This is a genomic window from Pelomonas nitida (assembly GCF_043555975.1).
Lineage (GTDB): Bacteria > Pseudomonadota > Gammaproteobacteria > Burkholderiales > Burkholderiaceae_C > Pelomonas > Pelomonas nitida.
Window position 1 is genome coordinate 1 of the sequence record NZ_JBIGIA010000022.1, and the last position, 14,773, is coordinate 14,773.

Below are 14,773 nucleotides of genomic sequence, written 5' to 3' on the forward strand. Positions count from 1 at the left end.
TTCCGCACCTCGGGCAACAGCGGCTGTATCCGCGACCACAGTGCTGCGCTGACTTCCTTCTTGACTGCCATCTTCCTCAGCGGTTCTTGAACTGAGGCAGATGATAAGTTTCGTTAGCGGCTCTTAGGGTAGTGGGCCCTATGACCCCACAAAGCTGACGCGCAGCCGGCCGTCGACGACCTTGACGTCGTGCACGGCCTGCTTGGTCAGCGCGCCCTTGGCGGTGCTGGTGTTCACCGTGTAGACGGGATGCGACTGCAGGGCCTGGCGGGCGGCGGCGGCGCCGCGCGTCTTCACGAGTTCGGCGTACTCGTCGGGCAGGCCGGCGAGCGTGAGGGTCGTGATCTGCAGGTCATCGAGGAACAGCTGCCCGGCGTCGGGCGCATAGCGTGGCCGGCCGGTGAAGCCGATGCGGCCCGTGCGCTCGCGGGTGCCCAGCGCGACGGTCACGTCGGTCGTGAAGCCGATGCGGTCGTCCCCCTCATGCAGGGCCACCACCGGGTTGCTCAGGTCCAGGCAGGCGATGACGACCTTGCAGTGGTGCACGGGAAAGCGTGACGCGATGCGGGACTGCAGCTCGGCCTGCTCGATGTCGAGGTGGCCGCTGGCAAGGCGGCTGGCCAGGCCGCAGCCGGCCAGCAGGGCCGAGGCGATGAGGGCGGTGGCGAAGGCGATCGGGGCGCGGGTCATGGCCCATTGTGGCGCCGTGCCGCAGCCCTCAGCTGCCGGCAGGCTGGCCGACGATGTGCCGCAGCACGCGCTCCTCCAGCTCGGCGAAGCCCGGCGCGGCCCGCGAGCGCGGGCGGGGCAGCGTGACGGTGGCGTCCAGCGCAATGCCGCTGCGGTCGATGAGCAGCACCCGGTCGGCCAGGGCCACGGCTTCGGCAACGTCGTGGGTCACCAGCAGCGCCGTGAAGCCGTGGCGCTGCCACAGCTGCTCGATGAGGCGGTGCATCTCCAGCCGGGTCAGTGCGTCCAGTGCACCCAGGGGTTCGTCCAGCAGCAGCAGGCGCGGCCGGTGCACCAGCGCGCGCGCCAGGGCCACCCGCTGGCGCTGGCCGCCGGACAGCGTGGCCGGCCAGTCCTGTCCGCGGCCGGCGAGCCCCACCTGCTCCAGCGCTTGCATCGCGCGCGCCTTCGCATCCGGCCCGCTGAGGCCCAGCGCCACGTTGTCGACGACGCGCTTCCAGGGCAGCAGCCGGGCGTCCTGGAACATGAGCCGCCGCTCCTCGCCCCCGCCGGCTTCGACGACGCCGGTCGACGGCTGCTCCAGCCCGGCGATGAGCCGCAGCAGCGTGCTCTTGCCGCAGCCGCTGCGGCCGACGAGCGCGACGAACTCGCCCGGCTCGACGTTCAGGTCCAGCTGCTGCAGCACATGGCGCGTGCCGAAGGATTTGTCGACGCCGCGCAGCCTCAGCGCGAGGCCGTGGGACGTGTCGCGGGCGGGGGGCGCGTCGTGCACGACCGGCTCACGCGGCGTCACGGGGCGGTCGATGTCGGTGAGCCACATGTCATTTCCCCTCGGCGTAGCCGCGATGCCAGGGCAGCCAGGCTTTCTCCAGGCCGCGAGCGACGACGTCGGCCAGCTTGCCCAGCACGGCGTAGAGCAGGATGCCGACCAGCACGACGTCGGTCTGCAGGAACTCGCGGGCGTTCATCGTCAGGTAGCCGATGCCGGCCTGCGCCGACAGCGTCTCGGCCACGATGAGCAGCACCCACATCAGGCCCAGCGAGAAGCGCAGGCCCACGAGGATGGACGGCAGCGCACCGGGCAGGATCACCTGGCGGTACAGCGCCCAGCCGCGCAGCCCGTAGCTGCGCGCCATCTCGATGAGGTCGCGGTCCACGCTGCGGATGCCGTGGAAGGTGTTCAGGTAGACCGGGAAGAACACCCCCACCGAGACGAGCACCAGCTTGGCCGCCTCGTCGATGCCGAACCACAGGATGACCAGCGGAATCAGCGCGAGCGCCGGGATGTTGCGCAGCATCTGCAGCGTGGTGTCGAGCAGGGCCTCGGCGTGCCGCCAGGTGCCCGTCAGCAGGCCCAGCGCCAGCCCGAGCCCGCCGCCGAGGGCCAGCGCGGAGAACGCGCGGATGGTGCTGACGGCGACGTGATGCGCCAGCTCGCCCGAGCGCAGCAGCTGCCAGAACGCGGCCAGCACGGCGGCGGGCTCGGGCAGGATGCGCGCGGATAGCACACCGCTGCGCGATGCGATCTCCCAGGCGACGAGGATGGCCGCGGGCAGCAGCCAGGGGGTGAGGCGGCGAGCAATGGTCATGCTAGGTTTTCGTCGTGAATTTCTTCGGGCCGAGCGACGGGCCGCTCCCTAGCCGGCCCGACCTGGCGATGTGCTCGCGGCTCGATGCCGCGAGCATCGGCGTCCCCTCGGGGGACCGGCCAAGGTACTCCTTGGGCGAGGGGCTCATGTCAGCTCGCCGACACGGCCTTGGGCGCGTAGCTGTTCGCCACCACTTCGCCGAACGGGCCGGTCAGTGCCGGCGCCGTCAGCTGCTCGCGCACGCCCAGCGGCAGCAGCGGGAACACCAGCTCGGCGAAGCGGTGGGCCTCGTCGAGGTGCGGGTAGCCGCTGAGGATGAAGTGGCTCAGGCCGAGGTCGGCGTATTCCTTGATGCGGTCTGCCACCTGCTGCGGGTTGCCGACGAGGGCCGTGCCCGCGCCGCCGCGCACCAGGCCCACGCCGGCCCACAGGTTGGGTGAGATCTCCAGCCCTGCGCGCACGTCGGCCTTGTCGAAGCGGCCGCCGTGCAGCTCGGCCATGCGGCGCTGGCCGACGGAGTCCATCGTTTTGAAGCGGGCCTGCGCGGCGGCGACCGTGGCTTCGTCCAGCTCCGACACCAGCTCGGCGGCGGCGCGCCAGGCCTCGTCTTCGGTCTCGCGCACGATGACGTGCAGCCGGATGCCGTACTGCAGCTGCCGGCCCCTGGCGGCGGCGCGCTCGCGCACGTCGGCCAGCTTCTTGGCCACCTCGGCGGGCGGCTCGCCCCAGGTCAGGTAGGTGTCCACCTGTTCTGCGGCCAGGTCGTGCGCGGGGCCCGACGAGCCGCCGAAGAACACCGGCGGGTAGGGCGCGTTGATGGGCGGGTAGAGCACCTTGCCGCCCTTCACGCTGAGGTGGGCGCCGTCGAAGTCCAGCGCCTCGCCGGCATGCGAGCGGGCCAGCAGCTCGCGCCAGATGCGGATGAACTCGGCCGACTGCTCGTAGCGCTCCGCGTGGTTCAGGAACTGGCCGTCGCCGGCCAGTTCGTCGGGGTCGCCGCCGGTGACGAGGTTGACGAGCAGGCGGCCGCCCGAGAGCCGGTCCAGCGTGGCGGCCATGCGCGCGCTCTGGGCCGGCGCGACCAGGCCCGGCCGCAGCGCGACGAGGAACTTGAGCCGGCGCGTCGCGTCGATGAGGCTGGCCGCGACGATCCACGAGTCCTCGCAGCTGCGGCCCGTGGGCAGCAGCACGCCCTCGTAGCCGAGGCTGTCGGCGGCGATGGCGATCTGCTTGAAGTAGGCGTGGTCGGCCACGCGCGCGCCGCGCGAGCTGCCGAGGTAGCGGCTGTCGCCGTGGGTGGGGATGAACCAGAAGATTTTCATGTAGCTATCCATCGCAGCGCGCGCCACGCGCGGCGCATTAAAGTGTTTTCGGGCCGAGCGCCGGGCCGCCCCAAGTCGGCCCGTTGGGCGATGCTTGCGGCTCAATGCCGCAAGCATCACCGTCCCCCCGGGGGACCGACTGGGCTTGCCGGCGTTCAGCCGGGGCGAGACCGGGCGAGGGGTTCATTTCAGACCTTGCGGATCGGCGTGGCCACCGCGTCGGCGACGCGGATCGATCGGGGGATGAGCCCCAGCTCGGTGAAGGAATCGGCGACGAGCTGCTGCTCCTTGACGAGTTCGGCCGTCAGCGGCCCCACCGGCGCGGCGCCGCGCCGCTCGGCCATGCGCTGCACGATGGCGGGCGGCAGGCCGGCGAATTCGGCGTAGCGCTGCACAGCGTCGCCGCGGTCCGCGCGCACGCGGGCGTCGGTGTCGGTCAGCGCCTGGAACAGCGTCTGCAGCAGCGCCGCGTCACGGCTCAGCGCCTGCGAGGCGAGGTAGAAGGTGTTGTTGTTCGTCAGGCCCCGGCTGGTGGCGAGCACGCGCAGTTCGCCTGACACCTCGGCGGCGGCGTGGGGCCTGCCAACGCTCCGGCAATGGGCCGCGTTGTGACCAGAAAGGCCGCGAGCAAGGCGCGAACCGCAGCCGGGTTGGGTACCCGGCGAGGATTTGCAACGCCGCGCGCGGCCTTTTTGGTCACAACCCTTCGGGAAGGCCCGTCGCCAGGCGCCACTCTGCGTTGCATCGCTTGCCCGCACGCGAGTGCGGGCGGTGCGCTGCGCCTTGATTGGCGCCTGGCGACGAGCCTTCGCGGCCCATTGCCGGGGCGTTGGCAGGCCCTCCGGGTCCCACACGGCCCAGACGTCCACGGCGCCGCGCTCGAAGGCGGCGCGCGCCTCTGCTGGTGCCAGGTAGACCGGCTGGATGTCGGCCCAGCTCAGCCCCGCCTTCTTCACGGCCTGCACGGTCAGGAAGTGCGCGCTGCTGCCTTTTTGCAGCGCGATGCGGCGGCCCTTCAGGCCGGCCAGCGTCGTCAGCGCCGAGTCGGGCCTGACGAGCAGCGCCGAGCTGTCGGGCTTGGGCGGCTCGGCGCCGACGTAGACAACGTCCTTGCCCGCCGCCTGCGCGAACACGGGCGGCGCGTCGCCGGTGGCGCCGAAGGCCACGCTGCCCAGCGCCAAGGCCTCCAGCAGGTGCGGCCCGGCCGGGAATTCGATCCACTGCACGCGCGTGCCCGCCAGGCGCTGCTCCAGCAGCCCGTAGCTCTTCAGCAGCGCGAGGTTGAACGACCCCTTCTGGAAGCCGATGCGCAGCGGCGCGTTGCCCTGCGCGTGTCCCCAGAACGACGCCGTGGTGGCGAGGATGGCGACGGCCGCGCGCCGTGTGGTGCCAGAGCCCGCGCCCCCGCTCATCGCACACCTCCAGCGGTGGTGGCCGTGGCGCCGGCAGGGGCGCCGGTGCCCGGGGCCTGCAGCGCGTCCGCCACGCGGATGGGCGCCGGGATCAGGCCCAGTGCGTGGAAGGTGTCGGCCAGCTGTTGCTGCTCGGCGGCGACGGCGGGCGTCAGCGGCCGCACGCCGAACTGGTAGCGCGACAGGCTCTGCTCGACGATGTCGGGCGCCAGGCCCTGCAGCGGCGCGATGACGGCGGCAGCGGCGCGGCGATCGGCCTTCAGCACGGCGGCCTGGGCCTGGGTGTCGTCGAACAAGGCCTGGATGACGCGGGGCTGCGACTGCGCGTAGGCGCGGTCGGCCAGGTAGTAGGCGTAGTTGTTGACGATGCCCTGGCCGTCCTGCAGCTGCCGGGCGCCGCTCTGCTTCTCGACGGCGGAAAGGAAGGGGTCCCAGATCACCCACGCATCCACGGCGCCGCGCTCGAAGGCGGCGCGCGCATCGGCGGGCGGCAGGTAGACCGGCTGGATGTCGGCCCAGCGCAGGCCGGCCTTTTCCAGCGCCTTCACGAGCAGGTAGTGCACGTTGCTGCCTTTGTTGAGCGCCACCTTGCGGCCCTTCAGCGCCGCCACGGAGGTCAGCGCCGACCCCTTGGGCACGACGATGGCCTCGGCCTGCGGCGCGGCGGGGTCGAAGCCGATGTAGACGAACCGCGCCCCGGCGGCCTGCGCAAAGACGGGCGGCGCCTCGCCGACGTAGCCCACGTCGATGGCGCCGACGTTCAGGCCCTCCAGCAGCTGCGGGCCGGCCGGGAATTCAACCCATTTGACCGACACGCCCAGCGGTGCGAGCCGCTTCTCGAGCGAGCCGTTGGACTTCTGCAGCGTCAGCAGGCTGGCGGATTTCTGGAAGCCGATGCGCAGCGTGGTGGCGGCCGCGGCCGTCTGGGCAGGTGCCTGCAGACTGGCGGCCAGCATGAAAAGCGGCGCGAGCAGGCGAATGAACGAAGGCAGTCGCATGAGAGGGAGTCCCTTGAAAAAGATCCCGGCACTCGGTCGCACCCGATCCGTGACCGAGCGCCGGGATGAAGTCGCCGATCCCGTCCGGGGGGCGAGGAGACAAAAACGGTGGTGTGAGCGTCGTGGCGCGCGGGCTCAGCGTCGACAGCTGAGCTCGGCGCCGCTGCGCGGCCGCGAGGCGGGCAGCAAGGGCTCCAGGGCGCGGTCCAGTCGCACCAGCAGGTCGGGCTCGGGCACGTAGCCACCGGCCTCGTGACGCAGCAACTGGGCGTCGGTGGCGAACACGCCGTCCAGCACATGGCGAGCGCCCAGTGCCGACAGCACGGGCTTCAACGCGTAGTCCAGCGCCAGCAGGTGGGCGGGGCTGCCGCCGGTGGCCAGCGGCAGCACGGTCTTGCCGCGCAGCGCGTCCGGCGGCAGCAGGTCCAGGAACACCTTCAGCAGCCCCGCATACGCGGCCTTGTAGATGGGCGTGCCGACGATGACCAACTGCGCCGCCGAGACGGCGCCCACGGCCTGCGCGATGGCCGGGTCTTGCGCATCGGCCTGCAGCAGCGCGGCCGCCGGCAGTTCGCGCACGGCGATGTGCTCGGTGTGCCGCGCCACGCCTTCGAGCCGCGTCAGCGCGAACTGCGTCAGCCACGCAGAGCGTGAGCGTTCGCTGGGGCTGCCGGAGATGCTGGTGATGTGCATGGTGACCTGCGTGTGTTCAGGCCCTGCACGATAGGGATCAGCGCTTGCTCGCGGAACGAAGGAAAGCGGGGATGCTTATGCAGCCGGTGCGCTTGGCCGGGCGACGCGGTCGGCGGGTCGGCTGAAGTGGGCTGCAGGGCGGTGATGCTGGGGGGCGCTGTGCAGCCAGCAGTGGCGGTTATTCGCCTCGCCAACCGCGAGGCCTGGACACCACCGTCTTCAGGCTCATTGCCCGTGACGTGGACGGCTGCCCCAGGGCGACCGTATTGACGGTGCGACAAGACCGCCCAGAGCCAAGCCGGAGATCAAAAGGCAGGGCCACCACAGCAACATTCCCCACCAGGCGAGCGCATCAAGGGTCGGTCCGATATTGACTTCGCCAAGCATGCAGGGGTGTGGGGCCTTGCTCGCCACGCTGCAGCCCAATTGGCGAGCCATCAATAGGCTCAATTTCCACCCGCCGAATGAAATGCAAAACGGCACCTGATAAGTAAGTTGCCTCAGGTCGCTCATCTGGCGAGCTACCTGGCAGATAGCCTGAGCGGTATCCACTCTGGGAGCCGAGGCCATGACCTTCAACACGATCCAGTTCCAGCGCGGCATGTCGCTGCCGGAATTCATCGAGCGCTTCGGCGCCGAAGAGCAGTGCGCGCAGGCCGTCAAGGCCGCGCGCTGGCCCGACGGCTTTCGCTGCCTGCGCTGCAACGCGGCTGAACATTGGGTGGTCGGCCACGGTGCGCGCAAGCTCTTCGAGTGCCGGGCCTGCCGCTACCAAACCTCGCTCACCGTGGGTAGCTTGTTCGAGCACACCAAGTTGCCGCTGCGCACGTGGTTCCTGGCGATCTACCTGCTCAGCCAGGCCAAGACCGGGCTGTCCTCGCTGGCGCTGAAGCGGCAACTGGGCGTGAGCTATCCCACCGCCTGGGCCCTGCAGCACAAGATCAACCACGCCATGGCGCTGCGCGAGGGGCAACACCAACTCGCCGGCACGGTGCAACTCGATGACGCCTACCTGGGCGGCGAGCACCCGGGCGGCAAGCCCGGGCGCGGCTCGGATAACAAAACGCCGTTTGTGGCGGCCGTGTCGATCAACGACAAGGGACGTCCGCAGTTCCTCAAGCTCAACCGCGTCAGCGGCTTCACGGCCGAGGCGATCAAGGGCTGGGCAAAAGCCAACCTGGCACCCGGTGCGTTGGTCATCAGCGACGGCCTGGGCTGCTTCGCGGCTGTAACGGCGGTGGGCTGCACGCACACACCCGTCGTCGTGGGCGGCCGCAAGCCGCGCGACTTGCCGCAGTTCCAGTGGGTCAACACGATCCTGGGCAATCTCAAGACGACGTTGCACGGTGCCTTCCACTCGCTGGGCTGGGCCAAGCACGCCGACAGCCACCTCGCCGCGTTCGCCTATCGCTTCAATCGCCGCTTCGATCTGCGTGACTTGCTCGCCCGGTTGATCGTCGATGTCGCTCGATGTCCGGCCCGCCAAATCCAGACGATTAGGGGCGGGTCTGAGGCACATTACTAATCAGGATGGGGATTGGATTGACGTCAGGCGGCACATACGCGCCATTGTGGTCGGCCCCGGCGCAGCTGGGATGCGAGCAAGCCCTTGTGCGAGACGCTGCGCGGCGCCCGCCGGCTGCCCGTGCGGGCCTAGCGGACTGGTTGAGTGGCGGCCGGTGCGGTGCTGCCGGCCCAGCGCCAGGCACCGCAGCGTTTGGCTTCGCTTCGTTCAAGGCTTGCGTGCTGGCTGCGGACTGCGTTGGCGACGGTTGGTATCCGCGTGAGTCCCACCCGGGATTTGCCTTCGGCGAAATCTGCGGTTTTCGTCCCGGCGGCCGACCTACTTTCTTGCGTGCGACCAAAAAGAAGGCAAAAAGTCGCCCCTGCTCCGTCGCCCCTCGCTGCGCGAGGGGTGCCCTGCGATGCTCGAACGGCGAGGCCCGCGCGGAACTCCCTCCGCTACGCTCCGGTCAGACAGCCGCGCGGAGTCAGTTCACGAAGCGTGCTGCGCACGCGCCTCGCCGTCCTGCGCTTCTCGGCTCCTCCAAAGGGGGGTGATAGAGCAGCCGAACAGCCAACAGCCAAACCCCGAAGCCGGCTGGCGCCGGCTGTTCGGTATGCCCCCTTTAGCACCGCCGAGCAGCGCAAGGGCTTGAGGGCGCGAGCGCAGCTCGCTTCGACTTCTGACTCCGCGCAACTGTTTGAGCAGAGCGTAGCGGCGCGAGTTTTGCGCGGGCCCTCAAGGCCTGAGCAGCGCAGGGAACCCGCAGCTTTGCTGCGGGCGGTGCGGTCGGGGGCGCTTTCTTTGCCTACTTTCTTGTGCGCACAAGAAAGTAGGTCGCCCGCCGGGGCGAACTCCCGGCGCGATGCAACGGGTCACACCGATCGTCGCCAAGCGTCATGCGCAAGTCAGCTTAGGGGCGCACGCGGTCGATCTGCAGCGTCACGTCGCGGGCGCCGGTGGCGACGATGACGCCTTCGGCCACCAGGTCGCCCGGGGACGGCATGGCATTGCCGCTGCGCGAGATGCGGGCATCCACGCGCACGCGGGTGGCCCCCGACAGCTTGGCCGCGGGGCTCATGGCGAGGCTGTCGTCGAGCGTGAAGTTCAGCGGCAGCGCGCTGGCCTGGGTGCGCAGCACGGCCAGCGGCATGCGGCCGTCCACCGGGCGGGCGTAGACGAACAGCGTGTCTCCGGGCTGCACCTGCGCGGCCAGTGCCGGCGCCAGGCTCACGCGGCCCGTCACGGCCGTGGCGGCCAGTGCGGTGGTAGGGGGCGCCGCAGAGGCGGGGGCCGAGGCGGCGCTGGCGGCGGTGGCGCTGGCGACGGGCGCGGCGGATGCGGGTGCAGCCGGTGTGGCCGGCAGGCCGGCGCTGCGGGCTTCGGCCAGCACCTGGGCCAGCCATTTGGCGTCTTCGGAGCCGGCCGGCGCCAGGGCGAGCGCGCGTTCCCAGGTGCCGATGGCCATCTGCAACTCGTGGCGGCGGTAGGCGGCGGTGGCCTGCAGCGACAGCGCCGGCACGTCGTTGGGGGCGATCTCCAGCGCGCGCTTCACGAGTTGCAGCGGCCGGCCTTCGAGGTTGCCGTCGGCGAGGGCGGCGAGCACGTCGGCGTATTCCACCAGCAGGGCGGGCGAGGCCTCGATGGCCGCACCCATGCGCTCGAAGGCGTGGGCCGATTCAGGCAGCCGGCCGAGCAGGCGGTAGGAGCGCGCCAGCATGGCCCAGTTGCGCGTGTTGGCCGGGTCTTTCTCGGCGCGGGCTGCCAGGTCGGCCAGCATCTGTTCCACCTGGGCCGGGCTGACGTCGGCACTGGCGCCGGGCTGAGGGCGGGCGTCCTGCGGGTTGATGGCGCCGGGGTTGCCGCGCGCGGCATAGAGCGCACCGGCCAGCAGTGGCAAGGCGATGGCGAGCGCCCAGGCGGTGCGGCCCTTGGCGGGCGGTGCGGGGGCACGTTCGGCGGCAGTTGCGGGAACCACGGCGGGCGCGGCGGCGGGCCCGGCGGCAGCAACAACGGCGGGCGGCGTGTCTTCGATCAGCCGGCGCTGCAGCTCGGCACCGGCCTGTGCGTGGTCTTCGGCGCGCAACGTGCCGGCGGCCAGGTCGCGGTCGAGCTCGGCCAGTTGCTCACGGCAGATACGGGCGGCCAGGGCCTGGGCGTTGAGGGCGGTGTCATCGAACACGGTGCGCCGCCGGGGGCGCAGCAGCAACAGCAGGGTCAGCGCGACGAGCAGCGCTGCCGCGAACAGGAAAATCATCATCAATCGGTTCCGTCAAGCAGGGCCGCTGCCCTGCGTTGCTCGTCTTCGGTCAAGGGGACTGGGGCGGCCGACTGGCGGCGCCGCAAGAAGCGCAGCAGCCCGGCCAGGCCCAGCGCCAGCGCGACGAAGGGGCCGGCCCACAGCAGCAGCGTGGTGGCGTTGAAGGGCGGGCGATAACGCACGAAATCACCGTAGCGGCCGACGAGGAAGTCCATGATCTGGGCGTCGGTCTTGCCTTGGCGGATCTGCGCGCGGATCTCGCGGCGCAGGTCGTTGGCGAGGTCGGCCTGTGAGGCCGCCAGCGATTCGTTCTGGCACACCAGGCAGCGCACCTCTTCGGCGATGCGCAGCAGGCGTGCCTCCACCGCCGGGTCTTCCGCCAGCGGGCGGGCCTCGTCGGCGGTGGCGGGAAACCATGGGACGAGTGCCAGCAGCGCGGCCAGCAGCAGCAGGGTCAGCCGGCTCATCGTTGCAACTCCTGGATGAGCGGCAGCAGCCGGGTCTTGAGCACCTCGGGTGTGACGGCGCCGACCTGCTTGAAGCGGATGACGCCGGCCTTGTCGATGACGTAGGTCTCGGGCACGCCGTAGACGCCGTAGTCGATGCCGACACGGCCGTCGGCGTCCAGCGCGGACAGCACATACGGGTTGCCGAGGCGGCCCAACCAGGCCTGGGCCTGCGCGGGCTGGTCTTTGTAGTCCAGCCCGACGATGGGCACGGCGCCGCTCCTGGCCAGCGCCAGCAGCACCGGGTGCTCCTCGCGGCAGCTGGCGCACCAGGACGCCCAGACGTTGAGCAGCCACACGCGGCCGCGCATGGCCTCGGGCCCGAAGGCCGGGCCGTCGCCCTTGCCCGAGCTGCCCAGCGTGGGCAGCGAGAACGCCGGAGCGGGCTTGCCGATCAAGGGCGACGGCAGCTCGCGCGGATCGCGGCTCAGCCCGATGCCCAGGAACACGGCCAGCACCAGGAACAGGCCCAGCGGAATCAGGAAGCGCTTCATGCGGTCACGCCTTGCTCGACAGGGGCGCTGCGCCGCGCCTTGAGCCGGTAGCGCCGGTCGGCCGCCGCAACGCCGCCGCCCAGGGCCATCAGCAGGCACCCGAACCAGATCCAGGTGACAAAGGGCTTGTAGTAGACGCGCACGCTCCAGTCGGGCGTGGGGCTGCGGCCGGCCAGCGGCTCGCCCAGCGACACGTAGAGGTCGCGCGTGAAGCCGGTGTCGATGGCGGCCTCGGTCATCACGGCCTGCGAGGCGGCGTAGTTGCGCTTCTCCGGGCGCAGCTCGCGCAGCCGCTGGCCGTCCTTCCACAGCGCGAAGGCGCCCTGGCGGGCGGTGTAGTTGGGGCCGCCCACCTCGCGCATGCCGAGGAACTCGACCTGGTAGCCGCCGATCTGCACGCTGTCGCCCACGGCCATGCGCACGTCTTTCTCGACCTCGTGGCCCTTGACCATGCCCACGCCGACGACGAAGACGGCCACGCCCAGGTGCGCGAGATGCATGCCCCAGAAGCTGCGCGGCGGCCAGCCGGACCGTAGCCGCTCGCGCACCTGGCAGACGGTGCCGGCCGCAATCCAGACGGCCAGCGCCAGCGCCAGCGCGACACCGGGTGTCCAGCGGCCGGCCAGTAGCGGCAGGCCAATGCCGGCCATCACGGCCAGCACCGCCGCTACACGCAGGCGCCGCGCCATGTCGCGCGCATCGGCCTGCTTCCAGCGGGCCAGCGGCCCCACGGCCAGCAGCACCAGCAGCGGCACCATGACCGGCACGAACACGGCGTTGAAGTAGGGCGGGCCCACCGACAGCTTGCCCAGCTGCAGCGCGTCGATGATCAGCGGGTACAGCGTGCCGAGCAGCACGGTGCCGCAGGCCACGGCCAGCAGCACGTTGTTGACGAGCAGCAGCGTCTCGCGCGAGAGCAGCGCGAACGTGCCGCCCAGCCCCACCTTGGGCGCGCGCCAGGCGAACAGCGCCAGCGAACTGCCCACGACGAGGGTCAGCAGCAGCAGGATGAAGATGCCGCGCCGCGGGTCGCTCGCGAACGCGTGCACCGACGTCAGCACGCCGGAGCGCACGAGGAAGGTGCCCATCAGCGACAGCGAGAACGCGACGATGGCCAGCAGCACGGTCCAGTTCCTGAAGCTGCCGCGCTTCTCGGTGACGGCCAGCGAATGGATCAGCGCGGTGCCGGCCAGCCAGGGCATGAAGGAGGCGTTCTCCACCGGGTCCCAGAACCACCAGCCGCCCCAGCCCAGCTCGTAATAGGCCCAGTACGAGCCCAGCGCGATGCCCAGCGTGAGGAACACCCAGGCGGCGTTGGTCCAGGGGCGCGACCAGCGCGCCCAGGCGGCGTCCAGCCGGCCGGCCAGCAACGCGGCCATCGCGAACGCGAACGCGACCGAGAAGCCGACGTAGCCCATGTAGAGCATGGGCGGGTGGATGACGAGGCCGGGGTCCTGCAGCAGCGGGTTCAGGTCTTGCCCCTGCGGCGCGGCCGGCAGCAGCCGGTCGAAGGGGTTGGACGTGAACAGCAGGAACAGCAGCAGGCCCAGGGCCACGAGGCCCAGCACGCCGAGCACGCGGGCGACCATGGGCTCGGACAACTGGCGCGACAGCAGGCTGACGGCGAAGGCCCAGCCGCTGAGCATCAGCACCCACAGCAGCAGCGAGCCCTCGTGCCCGCCCCACACGGCCGCGGCGCGGTAGACCGCCGGCAACTGCGAGTTCGAGTGCTGGGCGACGTAGAGCACCGAGAAGTCGTTCACCAGGAAGGACTGCATGAGGCAGCCGAAGGCGAACGCGATGAGCGCGAACTGCGTCTGCGCGGCCGGGCGCGCGAGCGCCGTCCAGACCGGCTGGCCGCGGTGGGCGCCGATCAGCGGCAGCGTGCCCTGCACGAGTGCCACCAGACCGGCGAGGATGAGGGCCAGGTGCCCGAGCTCGGGGATCATCGCGCGGCTCCCGTCGGTTGGCCGGCGCGGTCCAGCGCGTGCTGCGCTTCGGGAGGCATGTAGTTCTCGTCGTGCTTGGCCAGCACGCTGGTGGCGACGAAGCGGCCCTGGGCGTCGAAGCGGCCTTGCGCGACGGCGCCTTTGCCCTCCTGGAAGAGGTCCGGCAGGATGCCGGTGTAGGCCACGGGCACCTCGCGCACGGTGTCGGTGATGACGAAGCGCACCGTCAGCTGGTCGCGCTGCAGCGAGCCCTGGCGCACCAGCCCGCCGACGCGGAAGGCGCGGTCCTTCGGAGCCTCGCCGCCGGCGACCTGCGTGGGCGTGTAGAAGAAGGCCGCGTTGCTGTTCAGCGCGTTCAGCACCAGTGCCGTGGCCACGCCCAGCGCCGCCAGGCCGCCGATGACGATCGCGAGCCGCTTCTGATAGGCCTTCATGGGCGCGGCACCTCGTCGGCGGCGGCGTCCAGCGAGGCGCGCAGCGCCCGCTCGATGGCCTGGCGTTGCCGGCGGATCAGCCAGGGCTCGGCCAGCATCGCCAGCGCACACGCGCCGACGCTGCCCCACACGTAGAAGGCATAGCCACCCATCAGGAAGAACTCACGAGCGCTGTTCCACTGCATCGCGCACCCAGTCTGTATGCCGTTCACGTTCAAGGATGATGTTGCGCACCCGCGCCAGCGCCACGGCGATGGCGTAGGCCCAGAAGGCCAGCGCCATCAGCAGCATGCCGCACAGCATGGTGGTCGCCATCGACGGCGAGCGCGTCATCGACACCGACGCGCCCTGGTGCAGCGTGTTCCACCATGTCACCGAGAAATAGATGATGGGCACGTTCACCACGCCCACCAGCGCCAGCACCGCGCCGGCCTTGTCGGCGCGCCGCGGGTCGTCGATGGCGGCCTGCAGCGCGATGAAGCCCAGGTACAGGAAGAACAGGATGAGCTCGGACGTGAGCCGCGCATCCCACACCCACCAGGTGCCCCACATGGGCTTGCCCCACAGCGCGCCGGTCACGAGCGATAGCAGCGCGAACAGCGCGCCCGTGGGCGCCAGCGCCGTGGCCATCATGGCCGACAGCCGGGTGTTGAACACCAGGCCCACGCCGGCCCAGAAGGCCATGGCGCAGTAGACGACCATGGACATCCAGCTCGCCGGCACGTGCACGAAGATGATGCGGTAGCCCTCGCCCTGCTGCGCGTCGGTGGGCGCCACGAAGAAGCCCACCCACAACCCGGCCAGCGCCAGCAGCGCCGCCGCGATGGCGAACACCCGCTGCAGCCGGCCGGCGAGCGGGTAGAACGCGGCTGGCGAGGCAAAGCGCATCCAGCGTGACGAGGCGTTGAAGTCCATGGCGGGG

At 70.9% G+C, this 14,773-nt stretch carries 15 protein-coding genes; 1 reads left to right on the top strand and 14 read right to left on the bottom strand.

Annotation, left to right across the window (positions count from 1 at the left end; all coding sequences use genetic code 11):
• Positions 1–138: 138 nt before the first annotated feature.
• The 7 genes from ACG00X_RS21420 to ssuE all read right to left on the bottom strand — a co-directional run bounded on the left by ACG00X_RS21420 (position 139) and on the right by ssuE (position 6,704).
• A complete protein-coding gene (locus ACG00X_RS21420; protein WP_394491358.1) occupies positions 139–690 on the bottom strand; it encodes a DUF1439 domain-containing protein in 552 nt (183 codons plus the stop codon).
• 28 nt (positions 691–718) lie between these two features.
• Entirely contained in the window at positions 719–1,510 is a 792-nt protein-coding gene (locus ACG00X_RS21425; protein WP_394491361.1) for an ATP-binding cassette domain-containing protein, read from the bottom strand.
• A 1-nt stretch (position 1,511) separates the two neighbouring features.
• The gene (gene ssuC / locus ACG00X_RS21430) at positions 1,512–2,279 is read right to left on the bottom strand and encodes an aliphatic sulfonate ABC transporter permease SsuC (RefSeq protein ID WP_394491363.1); all 768 of its coding nucleotides are present in this window, start codon (positions 2,277–2,279) and stop codon (positions 1,512–1,514) included.
• Between the two features lie 149 nt (positions 2,280–2,428).
• Positions 2,429–3,601 carry an FMNH2-dependent alkanesulfonate monooxygenase gene (gene ssuD, locus ACG00X_RS21435; protein WP_394491365.1) on the bottom strand — a complete coding sequence of 391 codons (1,173 nt, stop codon included), beginning with the start codon at positions 3,599–3,601 and terminating at the stop codon, positions 2,429–2,431.
• 188 nt (positions 3,602–3,789) lie between these two features.
• Positions 3,790–5,013, bottom strand: coding sequence for an ABC transporter substrate-binding protein (locus tag ACG00X_RS21440; protein WP_394491367.1), 1,224 nt, complete (start codon positions 5,011–5,013; stop codon positions 3,790–3,792).
• Positions 5,010–6,011: a sulfonate ABC transporter substrate-binding protein gene (locus ACG00X_RS21445; RefSeq protein ID WP_394491370.1), complete on the bottom strand. Its 1,002-nt coding sequence runs from the start codon at positions 6,009–6,011 to the stop codon at positions 5,010–5,012. The genes ACG00X_RS21440 and ACG00X_RS21445 overlap by 4 nt, the downstream gene beginning before the upstream one ends.
• Before the next feature lie 135 nt (positions 6,012–6,146).
• The gene (ssuE, locus tag ACG00X_RS21450) at positions 6,147–6,704 is read right to left on the bottom strand and encodes an NADPH-dependent FMN reductase (protein ID WP_394491372.1); all 558 of its coding nucleotides are present in this window, start codon (positions 6,702–6,704) and stop codon (positions 6,147–6,149) included.
• A 568-nt stretch (positions 6,705–7,272) separates the two neighbouring features.
• On the opposite strand from ssuE, the gene ACG00X_RS21455 reads away from it, so the two are divergent.
• Positions 7,273–8,229, top strand: a complete 957-nt coding sequence (locus ACG00X_RS21455; RefSeq protein WP_394491374.1) for an IS1595 family transposase — start codon at positions 7,273–7,275, stop codon at positions 8,227–8,229.
• Positions 8,230–9,121: 892 nt separating this feature from the next.
• On the opposite strand, the gene ccmI is transcribed toward ACG00X_RS21455, so the two are convergent.
• From ccmI to ACG00X_RS21490, 7 genes are read right to left on the bottom strand one after another with little or no spacing between them, the layout of a single operon-like run.
• Positions 9,122–10,468 carry a c-type cytochrome biogenesis protein CcmI gene (gene ccmI, locus ACG00X_RS21460; RefSeq protein ID WP_394491376.1) on the bottom strand — a complete coding sequence of 449 codons (1,347 nt, stop codon included), beginning with the start codon at positions 10,466–10,468 and terminating at the stop codon, positions 9,122–9,124.
• A complete protein-coding gene (locus ACG00X_RS21465) occupies positions 10,468–10,935 on the bottom strand; it encodes a cytochrome c-type biogenesis protein (protein WP_394491378.1) in 468 nt (155 codons plus the stop codon). Before ACG00X_RS21465 ends, ccmI begins: the two co-directional genes overlap by 1 nt.
• Complete coding sequence (locus ACG00X_RS21470) at positions 10,932–11,468, bottom strand: DsbE family thiol:disulfide interchange protein (RefSeq protein ID WP_394491380.1); 537 nt, start codon at positions 11,466–11,468, stop codon at positions 10,932–10,934. Before ACG00X_RS21470 ends, ACG00X_RS21465 begins: the two co-directional genes overlap by 4 nt.
• Positions 11,465–13,417, bottom strand: coding sequence for a heme lyase CcmF/NrfE family subunit (locus ACG00X_RS21475; protein WP_394491382.1), 1,953 nt, complete (start codon positions 13,415–13,417; stop codon positions 11,465–11,467). Before ACG00X_RS21475 ends, ACG00X_RS21470 begins: the two co-directional genes overlap by 4 nt.
• The gene (ccmE, locus tag ACG00X_RS21480; protein WP_394491384.1) at positions 13,414–13,851 is read right to left on the bottom strand and encodes a cytochrome c maturation protein CcmE; all 438 of its coding nucleotides are present in this window, start codon (positions 13,849–13,851) and stop codon (positions 13,414–13,416) included. The genes ACG00X_RS21475 and ccmE overlap by 4 nt, the downstream gene beginning before the upstream one ends.
• The gene (gene ccmD / locus ACG00X_RS21485) at positions 13,848–14,036 is read right to left on the bottom strand and encodes a heme exporter protein CcmD (protein ID WP_394491386.1); all 189 of its coding nucleotides are present in this window, start codon (positions 14,034–14,036) and stop codon (positions 13,848–13,850) included. Before ccmD ends, ccmE begins: the two co-directional genes overlap by 4 nt.
• A complete protein-coding gene (locus tag ACG00X_RS21490) occupies positions 14,014–14,766 on the bottom strand; it encodes a heme ABC transporter permease (protein ID WP_394491388.1) in 753 nt (250 codons plus the stop codon). Before ACG00X_RS21490 ends, ccmD begins: the two co-directional genes overlap by 23 nt.
• Positions 14,767–14,773 lie beyond the last annotated feature (7 nt).